The 10,103-nt window shown below is 72.9% G+C and carries 10 protein-coding genes and 1 pseudogene; 3 read left to right on the top strand and 8 right to left on the bottom strand.

Translation table 11 applies throughout. The annotated features are described in order from the left end of the window. Nucleotides 1–261: 261 nt before the first annotated feature. Both GV126_RS24945 and GV126_RS24940 read left to right on the top strand, forming a co-directional pair. Complete coding sequence (locus GV126_RS24945) at nt 262–933, top strand: potassium channel family protein (RefSeq protein WP_028424335.1); 672 nt, start codon at nt 262–264, stop codon at nt 931–933. Continuing rightward, nucleotides 933–1,613, top strand: coding sequence for a potassium channel family protein (locus GV126_RS24940; RefSeq protein WP_028424336.1), 681 nt, complete (start codon nt 933–935; stop codon nt 1,611–1,613). The genes GV126_RS24945 and GV126_RS24940 overlap by 1 nt, the downstream gene beginning before the upstream one ends. A gap of 100 nt (nt 1,614–1,713) precedes the next feature. On the opposite strand, the gene GV126_RS24935 is transcribed toward GV126_RS24940, so the two are convergent. The 8 genes from GV126_RS24935 to GV126_RS24900 all read right to left on the bottom strand — a co-directional run bounded on the left by GV126_RS24935 (nt 1,714) and on the right by GV126_RS24900 (nt 9,477). After that, complete coding sequence (locus GV126_RS24935; protein ID WP_159670812.1) at nt 1,714–2,466, bottom strand: DUF3159 domain-containing protein; 753 nt, start codon at nt 2,464–2,466, stop codon at nt 1,714–1,716. Between the two features lie 3 nt (nt 2,467–2,469). Next, a complete protein-coding gene (locus GV126_RS24930) occupies nt 2,470–2,868 on the bottom strand; it encodes an OB-fold nucleic acid binding domain-containing protein (RefSeq protein ID WP_159670809.1) in 399 nt (132 codons plus the stop codon). A gap of 117 nt (nt 2,869–2,985) precedes the next feature. Continuing rightward, nucleotides 2,986–3,672, bottom strand: a complete 687-nt coding sequence (locus GV126_RS24925; RefSeq protein WP_159670806.1) for a response regulator — start codon at nt 3,670–3,672, stop codon at nt 2,986–2,988. Beyond that, nucleotides 3,669–6,287 (bottom strand): sensor histidine kinase, encoded by a 2,619-nt coding sequence (locus tag GV126_RS24920; RefSeq protein ID WP_159670803.1) that lies wholly within the window; start codon nt 6,285–6,287, stop codon nt 3,669–3,671. Before GV126_RS24920 ends, GV126_RS24925 begins: the two co-directional genes overlap by 4 nt. 163 nt (nt 6,288–6,450) lie before the next feature. Then, a complete protein-coding gene (locus GV126_RS24915; protein WP_159670800.1) occupies nt 6,451–7,143 on the bottom strand; it encodes an ABC transporter ATP-binding protein in 693 nt (230 codons plus the stop codon). A gap of 420 nt (nt 7,144–7,563) precedes the next feature. Next, complete coding sequence (locus GV126_RS24910) at nt 7,564–8,325, bottom strand: DUF3710 domain-containing protein (protein WP_028424342.1); 762 nt, start codon at nt 8,323–8,325, stop codon at nt 7,564–7,566. A 1-nt stretch (nt 8,326) separates the two neighbouring features. After that, on the bottom strand, nt 8,327–8,896 hold the full coding sequence (dut, locus tag GV126_RS24905; RefSeq protein ID WP_236570097.1) for a dUTP diphosphatase: 570 nt from the start codon (nt 8,894–8,896) through the stop codon (nt 8,327–8,329). Further along, complete coding sequence (locus GV126_RS24900; RefSeq protein WP_159670797.1) at nt 8,893–9,477, bottom strand: PaaI family thioesterase; 585 nt, start codon at nt 9,475–9,477, stop codon at nt 8,893–8,895. Before GV126_RS24900 ends, dut begins: the two co-directional genes overlap by 4 nt. Nucleotides 9,478–9,534: 57 nt before the next feature. Here GV126_RS24900 and GV126_RS24895 point away from each other — a divergent pair. Next, a pseudogene (locus GV126_RS24895) lies at nt 9,535–9,984 on the top strand (DUF3093 domain-containing protein); the annotation flags it as partial. Nucleotides 9,985–10,103: the final 119 nt, after the last annotated feature.

The following is a 10,103-nucleotide window of genomic DNA, read 5'->3' as shown; positions in this document are numbered from 1 at the left end:
CTCGGTGCCGGCGCTTCGAGGTCGAGTGAGCCGGCCCTCCAGGTCCGGTGAAGCGCCCCCTCCGGGTCGGGTGCGCCGGCCTTCACGGTCGAGTGCGCCGGCCCCGCGAGGCCGAGTGCGCGGGGGGCGGGCCGGGTGCGCGGCCCACCGCCCGGGATGCGGCAGGGGGGTGCCCGGCCCGGACGGGGCATGTGTAGCTTGTCCCTCTGTCTGAGACCCTGATGGGGCTGAGCAGTAGCTGTTGACATCGGAAGGACGGTCGTGCACATCGTCATCATGGGCTGTGGCAGAGTGGGGTCCGCTCTCGCCCAGACCCTGGAGCAACAGGGGCACACGGTCGCCGTGATCGACCAGGACCCCACCGCCTTCCGCCGACTGGGTCCCGGGTTCGGCGGCCGCCGGGTCACCGGGATCGGCTTCGACCAGGACACTCTGCGCGAGGCGGGCATCGAGGAGGCGGGCGCCTTCGCGGCCGTCTCCAGCGGCGACAACTCCAACATCATCTCCGCCCGGGTGGCCCGGGAGATGTTCGGCGTGGAGAACGTCGCGGCCCGGATCTACGACCCCCGCCGTGCCGAGGTCTACCAGCGCCTGGGCATCCCGACCGTGGCCACGGTCCGCTGGACCGCCGACCAGATGCTGCGCCGGCTGCTGCCCTCGGGCGCGGAGCCGCTGTGGCGCGACCCCACCGGCGGGGTGCAGCTCGCCGAGGTGCACGCCTCCCCGAAGTGGGTCGGCCACAAGATCAGCAAGCTGCAGGAGGAGACGGGCGTCCGGGTGGCGTTCCTGACCCGCCTGGGCGAGGCGATCCTGCCGTCCTCGCAGACGGTGCTGCAGGAGGGCGACCTCGTGCACGTGATGATGCGGACGGACGACGTGGAGAAGGTCGAGGCGGCGTTCGCCGAGGGCCCCGAAGAGGAGAGCGGTCACTGATGAGGGTCGCCATTGCCGGTGCCGGCGCGGTCGGTCGCTCGATCGCCGGTGAACTGCTGGAGAACGGCCACGAGGTCCTTCTCGTCGACAAGGCGCCGACCGCGATCTCGGTCGAGCGTGTCCCGCAGGCCGAGTGGCTGCTGGCCGACGCCTGCGAGATCACCTCGCTGGACGAGGCGGCGCTGCAGCGCTGCAACGTCGTCATCGCCGCGACGGGCGACGACAAGGTGAACCTGGTCGTCTCCCTGCTGGCGAAGACCGAGTACGGGGTGCCGCGGGTCGTGGCCCGGGTGAACAACCCGAAGAACGAGTGGCTGTTCAACGAGGCGTGGGGCGTGGACGTCGCCGTGTCCACGCCGCGGCTGATGTCGGCCCTGGTCGAGGAGGCGGTCAGCGTCGGCGACCTGGTGCGCCTGCTGCGCTTCAGCCACGGTGACGCCAACCTGGTGGAGCTGACCCTGCCGGAGGAGTCGGCGCTGGCCGGCACCCGGGTCGGGGACGTGTCGTGGCCCGAGGACACCTCGCTGGTCACCATCATCCGCGGCACCCGCGTGCTCACCCCCTCCCAGGAGGACTCCCTGGAGGCCGGTGACGAGCTGCTGTTCGTGGCCGCGCAGGCCCGCGAGCAGCAGCTGGAGGAGCTGCTGTCGGTGCGGCGGGAGGACGACGCGGAGGGCTGAGACCTCCCCGCGCGCCAGGACTCGCCCTCCGGGTACGACGGCGAAAGGGTGCCCTGTGGTCACAGGGCACCCTTTCCTTACGGCCTTTCTCAGCCCGCCCTCACGCCTCGCGGCGGTGGCGGCCCGGGTTCCTCCCGCCTCCCTCGGCGGCGGCCCGTTCCTCCTCGGCCTTCTCCTGCGCCTCCATCTCCGCGAACACGTCGATGGGCGCGGGCGCCTTCGCCAGGAACACCCAGGTCAGCCAGACCGCCAGCAGGAACGGCGGGATCTTCAGGGCGATCAGCACCCAGCCGAGCTGCGTGGTGTCCGCCCACCAGTACAGCGGGAAGAGGATCGCGCACTTGCCGAGCAGGATCAGGCCCCAGGCCCAGCTGGCCTTGGCGTACGCCTTCTTGCGGCCGGGGTTGCGGGTGCGCCAGGAGAGGTTCTCCTTGAACACCGGGCCGAGGATCAGGCCGATCAGCGGGACCCCGGCGAGCGTGGTGACGATGTACGCCAGGCCCAGGCCCAGGGTGTAGAGCATGCCCGGCAGGTAGAAGTCCTTGGCGTTGCCGGTCATCATCGCGAAGACCACGCCGAAGGCCACGCCGAAGACGCCGCTGAAGGCGTGCTTGACGGTGTCCCGCATGGCCAGCCGGACCGCGACCAGCACCAGGGAGACCGCCAGGGCGGCGATCGCCGACCAGTGCAGGTCCTTGTTGATGGTGAAGATGGTGACGAAGAGCAGGCCGGGCAGGACCGTCTCGACCATGCCCCGGATCCCGCCGAACGCCTCGAGAAGCGCGGCCTCCGTCACCGCCCTGGCCCCGTCGTCGGCGGTCGTCTCTTCGGTCGGCTTGTCGAGTGACGTCACGGGCTACTCCCGTCCGAGGGGTCGCAGTTCGTATTTCGGGTTGAACAGCACCCGGCGGCCCCGGCTCATCGAGATCCGGCCCGATGCGATCAGCTTGCGCCCCGGTTCTATCCCGACGATGGAGCGCCTGCCCAGCCACACCACGTCCAGCGCGGCGGAGCCGTCGAACAGTTCGGCCTCCAGGGCCGGGACCCCGGCGCGCGGTCGCAGGGTGACCGTGCGCAAGGTACCAGTTACCGTGACGATCTGCCGGTCGTGGCAGTCACCGATCCGCGTGCATCCGGTGGTCTCGGTGTCCTCGCGCAGCTCCTCGGACTCCAGGTCCTCCTGGGACGAGGAGAGCCGGTCGAGCATGCGCCGGAGTCGTCCCGCCGGCTTGTCGGAACGAGGAACAGCACTCATATCTGAAGCGTACCGGGGGCCACCGACGGCACCGTAACCCTGCTCACCTGTTGGTCCCGGGTGCTCATCCATCGAACACGTGCGCTCCCCGTCCGACCGGCGCGGCCCCGGCCCCGCTCACGTCTCGAAGCGGTAGCCCATGCCCGGTTCGGTGACGAAGTGCTTGGGGTGCGAGGGGTCGGCCTCCAGCTTGCGGCGCAGCTGGGCCATGTACACGCGCAGGTAGTTCGTCTCGGTCCCGTACGACGGCCCCCACACCTCCTGCAGGAGCTGCTTCTGGCTGACCAGGCGGCCGGTGTTGCGCACCAGGACCTCCAGCAGGTGCCACTCGGTGGGGGTGAGCCGTACGTCCCGGCCGCGCCGGTTGACCTTCTTCGCGGCCAGGTCGACGGTGAACTCGTCCGTCTCCACCGTCGTCACCTCGTCCTCGCCGGTGCCGACGGGCTCGGCGCGGCGGACCGCGGCGCGCAGCCGGGCCAGCAGCTCGTCCATGCCGAAGGGCTTGGTGACGTAGTCGTCGGCGCCCGCGTCCAGCGCCTGGACCTTCTCGTCGGAGGAGTGCCGGGCGGACAGCACCAGGATCGGCACCCGGGTCCAGCCGCGCAGGCCCCTGATCACCTCGACGCCGTCCATGTCGGGCAGGCCCAGGTCGAGCACGACCACGTCGGGGTGACGGGAGGCGGCCAGGTCGAGTGCGGTGCGGCCGTCGGCGGCGGCGTCGACGTCGTACTTGCGTGCCTTGAGGTTGATCACGAGGGCGCGCACGATCTGCGGCTCGTCGTCGACCACCAGCACCCTGGTCATGAAACCTGCCTTTCGGGATGGACGGGGGCTGCCGCCCGCTCGGGGCCGAGCGGCGCGGGGCCGTGGTCCGCGCCCTCGGTGCGCCCCTGGTCGGGGCGGGCGCCCTGGTGCGCGGGGGCCGGGCCGGCCGCGCGGAGGCTGAGGACCATGGTGAGGCCGCCGCCGGGCGTGTCCTCGGCGTTGAGGGTGCCGCCCATGGCCTCGGCGAAGCCGCGCGCCACCGCCAGGCCCAGGCCCACGCCCGCTCCGCGCGGGGCGTCGCCGTGCCGCTGGAACGGTTCGAAGATACGATCCTTCGCCTCGTCCGGGACTCCCGGCCCTCGGTCGACGACCCGTACCTCGACGCGGTCGGCGATGGCGCTGGCGGAGACCAGGACCGGCTCGCCCGGCGGGCTGTACTTCACGGCGTTCTCCACGATGTTCGCCATGGCGCGCTCGGCCAGTCCGGCGTCCACGGCGACCATCGGCAGCGTCTCGGGGACGTCGAGTTCCACGCTGTCCTCGGGCACTCCGACCAGTGCCATCGGCACCACCTCGTCGAGGTCGATCCCGCGGATCAGCGGGGTGACGGTGCCGGTCTGCAGGCGGGACATGTCCAGCAGGTTGCCCCCGAGGTGGTCGAGCCGGGCGGCGCCGTCCTCGATGCCTGCGAGCAGTTCGGCCCGGTCCTCCTCGGACCACTCGACGTCCTCGGACCTGAGCGAGGAGACGGCGGCCTTGATCCCGGCCAGCGGCGTGCGCAGGGCGTGGCTGACGGCGGCGAGCAGCGCGGTGCGGATGCGGTTGCCCTCGGCCAGCGGGCGGGCCCGGGCGGCCTCCTCCTGCAGCCGTCGGCGGTCCAGGACGACGGCGGCCTGGGCGGCGAAGGCGGCGAGCACCCGGCGGTCCGCGGCGGGCAGCACGCGCCCGGTCAGCGCCAGCGCCATGTGGTCGCCGACGGGCATGTCCACGTCCGCGTCCTCGGGGCGCTGCAGCGGCCGGTCGGCGCCCACCCGGCCGGCGCAGGTCCAGGGATCGACGTCGCTGCGGCGTTCCAGCAGCGCCACCGAGTCCATGGCGAAGGTCTCGCGGACGCGTTCGAGCAGCGCCTCCAGGCTGGTCTCGCCGCGCAGGACGCTGCCCGCGAGGAAGGACAGTATCTCCGCCTCGGCCCGCAGCCGGGCGGCCTGGTGGGTGCGGCGGGCCGCCAGGTCGACCACCGAGGCCACGGACACCGCGACGGAGACGAAGATGGCGATCGCGACGATGTTCTTGGGGTCGGCGATGGTCAGCCGGTGCAGGGGCGGCGTGTAGTAGTAGTTCAGCAGGAACGAGCCGAGGGCCGCCGAGGCGAGCGCCGGCAGCAGCCCGCCCAGCAGCGCCGCCGCCACCGTCAGGGCGAGGAACAGCAGCATGTCGTTGGCCAGGCCCAGGTCCACGCCGTTCAGCAGCAGGGCGAGGACCACCGGACCGGCGAGCGCCATCACCCAGCCCCAGGCGATCCGGACCCGGCCCAGGCGGGCGCCGCGGGCCCCCCGCAGGCCGCGGCCCTTGGCGACCTGGCCGTGGGTGACGATGTGCACGTCGAGGTCGGGGCCGGACTCGCGGGCCACGGTGGCGCCGACGCCGGGGCCGAAGACGTACTGCCAGGTCTTGCGGCGTGAGGAGCCGAGCACGATCTGGGTGGCGTTGACCCCGCGGGCGAAGTCGAGCAGCGCGGCGGGTATGTCGTCGCCCACGACGTGGTGAAAGGTTCCGCCGAGGTCTTCCACGAGGGTGCGCTGGAGGGCCAGCTCCTTGGGGGAGGCGGCGGTCAGGCCGTCGCTGCGGGAGATGTAGACGGCCATCACCTCGCCGCCCGCGCCCTTCTCGGCCAGGCGTGCCGCCCGGCGGATCAGGGTGCGGCCCTCGGGGCCGCCGGTCAGGCCCACCACGATCCGCTCGCGCGAACCCCAGATCTTCGACACCCGGTGCTCGCTGCGGTAGCGCTGCAGGTACTCGTCGACCCGGTCGGCCACCCACAGCAGCGCCAGTTCGCGCAGCGCGGTCAGGTTGCCGGGGCGGAAGTAGTTCGACAGGGCCGCGTCGACCCGGTCCGGCTTGTAGATGTTGCCGTGCGCCATACGGCGGCGCAGCGCCTCCGGGGACATGTCGACCAGCTCGATCTGGTCCGCGCGGCGCACGACCTCGTCGGGGACGGTCTCGCGCTGCCGCACCCCGGTGATCGACTCGACGACGTCGCCGAGGGATTCGAGGTGCTGGATGTTGACGGTCGAGATCACGTCGATGCCGGCGGCCAGCAGCTCTTCCACGTCCTGCCAGCGCTTGGCGTTGCGCGAGCCGGGGACGTTGGTGTGGGCGAGTTCGTCCACCAGGGCGACCGCGGGGGCCCGGCGCAGCACCGCGTCGACGTCCATCTCGGTGAGGACGGACCCGCGGTGCTCCAGCTCCCTGCGCGCCACCTGTTCCAGGCCGTGCAGCATCACCTCGGTGCGCGGGCGGTCGTGGTGCTCCACGAACGCCACGACGCAGTCGGTGCCGCGCTCCACCCGGCGGTGGGCCTCGGACAGCATCGCGTACGTCTTGCCGACCCCTGGTGCCGCCCCGAGGTAGATCCGTAGCTTGCCGCGTCCCATGGCCTCATTGTCTTCCCACAACCGCTGTGCACGCCGGGTCGACCCTACGGCCCACAACCGCGGCGAAAGGGACTGCTGGGCGGTGCGGGGCCGTCTTTGACACAACTCTGACGCGCGGCGGGGACGGTGCCCGTCGGACGCTCGGGGTTCTCCGTCTTCCCTCTCAGTGTTCGACGATCTCGCCGTCGCGCAGTTCCAGGACCCGGTCGGCGAGGTCCAGCAGCGTCAGGTCGTGGGTGGCGACGAGCGCGGTCACCCGCCGGCTGTGGACGACGGCGCGCAGCAGCTCCATCACGGCCAGGCCGGTCTCCGCGTCCAGTTGGCCGGTCGGCTCGTCGGCGATGAGCAGGGCGGGGTCGTTGGCGAGGGCGCGGGCGATGGCGACGCGCTGCTGCTGGCCGCCGGACAGTTCCCCGGGCCGCTGCCGGGCGTGGTCGGCGAGGCCGACCAGGGACAGCAGCAGCTCCACGCGCTCCTCCCGCTCCCGCGGGTCGGCGCGGCGCAGCCGCAGCGGCACCCCGACGTTCTCCGCGGCCGTGAGGATGGGGATGAGGCCGAAGGACTGGAAGACGAACCCGACGCGGTCGCGGCGCAGCGCGAGCAGCCCGTCCTCGCCGAGGTCGGCCAGGTCCCGGCCGTCCACATGGACCCGGCCCCGGTCCGGCCGGTCGAGCCCGCCGACGATGTTGAGCAGCGTGGTCTTGCCCGATCCGGAGCGGCCCTTGAGGGCGACCAGCTCACCGCGCGGCGCCTCGAAGGACACCCCGCGCAGGGCGTGCACCGCGGCGGCGCCGTGCCCGTAGGACTTGTGGACGTTCTCGACGCGCACCATGGTGTCGGTGACGACCTGGCTCATGTGCCCCTCCCCGCTGTGCTCCCCCGTGGACCGTGCGCCAGTATCACGACCGCCGCCGTCCCCGGCAATCTCCCGACGCGTCCGTCGTCCGACGCCGCCGTCTCCTCCGTCGTGCGACGTCCGGTGTCACTTCCCCGACGCACGGGCCCGCACGATCGTTTCCGGGCAGCGAAAAGGGCCGCCCCCCTCCCGGGGAGCGGCCCTCGGCACTCGCGGTGCGGCAGAACCCGGTGCTCCGGCGCCCTAGGGCGTGTTTCGAACGTAGCGTCGTCCGCCCGGAGGGCGGGGCCCGCGGCGTCTGGCGCGGTGCATCGCAAGGCGGAGGGTCGTCCGCGTACTGGGCGTACGCGGACGAGCCCGACAACGCGGCGAGGTGCCGTGCCAGGCGTCGCGGGCCAGGCGGGACTTTCGAAACACGCCCTAGCGGACCTCGGTGATCTCCGGGCCGCGCTGCAGCTGGCCCATGCCGCCGGCGAAGCGGGACTGGCCCTCGTCCTGCTGGACGCCCTCGGGCACCATCTGGGCGTCGTTGGGCAGCTTCAGCACGATCGGGTCGCGGGGCGCCATCGGGCCCTCGCCGCGGACCACGACCGTGTCGCGGAAGATCTGTTCGAGCAGGCCGGCCGCCTGCGGCTGCACCGCGCCCTGACCCGAGATGACCCCGCGCAGGAACCAGCGGGGGCCGTCCACGCCGACGAACCGCACCACCTGGAAGCCACCCGTGCCGTCCGGCAGCTGCACCGGGACCTGGGCGCGCAGCTCCCAGCCCAGCGGGCCCTCCACCTCGTCGACGATGCCGCCCTGCTGGGTGATGCCGGCGGCGATCTCCTCGCGGACCTCGCCCCAGATCCCCTCGCGCTTGGGCGCGGCGAAGGCCTGCAGCTGGATCGCGCTGTCCCCGAGGACGACGGTGGCCGCGACGATCGCGTCGCCCGCGACCTCGACCCGCAGTTCCATGCCGTCGACGCCCGGTACGAACAGACCCCCCAGGTCGACCCGGCCCTCGCCGGGCTCGCGCACCTCGGACACGTCCCAGGGCCCGTCGGGCCGGGGGCCGGGCTCGAGCCGCACCCGCTCGCGCTCTTCCTCGTCGTCCGCCTCGGTGTCGACACTGTCGACGACCTGCTCGGCCTCGCCGGCCGCGTCCTCGGCGGCACCCTTCTTCTTGCGACGTCCGAACACGTCACTGTCCTTCCCGGTCGGATACGACCGAAGCGTATCGATACCCACCCGTCTTGCCGCCCATGGCGGCCCGACCGTCTGTGCCGCTCGTGCCGTCCACCGCGGCGTGGCCACCGGTGGACCCGAAGCCCCCCTCGGCCCGCGCCGAGCCGGGAAGCTCCGCCACCTCCTGGAAGCGGACCCTCTCGACCTGCTGGACGACCAGTTGGGCAATCCGGTCGAATCGCTCGAACCGCACGCACTCGCGCGGGTCGAGATTCACCACGATCACCTTGATCTCCCCACGGTACCCGGCATCAACCGTCCCCGGGGCATTCACCAGGGCGACACCGCACCGGGCGGCGAGACCGGAACGGGGGTGCACGAAGGCCGCATACCCCTCGGGGAGCGCGACAGACACGCCCGTGGGCAGGACGGCACGCTCTCCGGGGGCCAGTTCGCAGGCCACGGTGGTGCGCAGGTCCGCGCCCGCGTCGCCGGGGTGCGCGTACGCCGGAAGCGGTACGTCGGGATCGATGCGCCGGATCAGCACGTTCAGGGGATCGCGGCGCGCGGGCCCGGGGGCGCTCACGGGTTCACCTCGAAGGCACGGGCACGGCGGGTCTGGTCCGGGTCGCTCATGGCCGCCTTGATCTCCGCCTCCCGGCCGTGTTCCACGAAGTGGTCGACCTTGACCTCGACGAACAGGGCGTCGGCGCGGACGGCGACCGGCCCGTCGGGGCCGTCGAGGCGGCCGGTGGCCGTGGAGTAGATCTTCCGGCCGGCCACCGCGGTGACCTCGGCCTCCAGATACAGGGTGGCCCCCACCGGCACGGGGCGCACGAAGTCCGTCTCCAGTCGTCCGGTGACGGCGATGGTCCGCAGCAGCCAGTTCAGCGAGCCCAGGGTCTCGTCGAGCGCGGTCGCCAGGACACCGCCGTGGGCGAGGCCGGGCGCGCCCTGGTGGGCGGGCTGCACGGTGAACTCGGCGGTGATGCTGACGCCTTCCCCGGCCCGCGCCTGCAGGTGCAGGCCGTGCGGCTGCTCGCTACCGCACCCGAAACACGCGCCGTAGTGCGCGCCGAGGAGTTCGCCGGGCGCGGGGGCGTCGGGGTGCCGTACCGGCTTGACGGCGTCGGCGGGAGGCTGAAGGCTTGCGGAACTACCACTCACAGGCGCAGACCTTACCCGCGCGGCGGCCCATCGCGGGCACCGTGCCAAGCTAGCTGTATGCAGCTTCCCGCCCAGCCGTACGAAGAACGGCTCACCGTGCCCCGCTCCTGGTGGCTGATCAGCTTCCTGATCGGTGTCTCGTGCGCCCTGGTCCTGTTGCCCTTCGGCGTCCTGCCGATGCTCGGCGGCCTGGTCGGCGGCACCGCGGTCGCGGCGATCGTGGCCAGCTCCTACGGCTCGGTGCGGATCCGGGTCGTGGGCGACTCCCTGATCGCGGGCGAGGCCAAGGTGCCGGTCACGGCGCTGGGCGAGGCGGAGATCCTGGACGCGGAGGAGGCGCGCGCCTGGCGGACGTACAAGGCCGACACCCGGGCCTTCCTGCTGCTGCGCGCGTACATCCCCACGGCGCTGCGGGTGGAGGTCACCGATCCGCAGGACCCCACTCCGTACCTGTACCGGCCCCCCCGCGCCCCCCCCCGCCGCCTGGCCCCCCTGCGGCACCCCCGCCGCCTCCTACCCCCCCCCCGTCGGGCCCCCCGCCCCGCGGACCCCCACCCCCCCCGCCGCGCGGGCGTCAGCCCGCACCAGCAGCGAGGCCCGGGCCCCGCCCCTGGCCCTGCGCCGCG

It is taken from the genome of Streptomyces mexicanus (assembly GCF_902506575.1).
Classification (GTDB): Bacteria; Actinomycetota; Actinomycetes; order Streptomycetales; family Streptomycetaceae; genus Streptomyces; species Streptomyces mexicanus.
The sequence above is the reverse complement of the archived record's forward strand: the minus strand, read 5'-3'. Positions and strand labels throughout refer to the sequence as shown.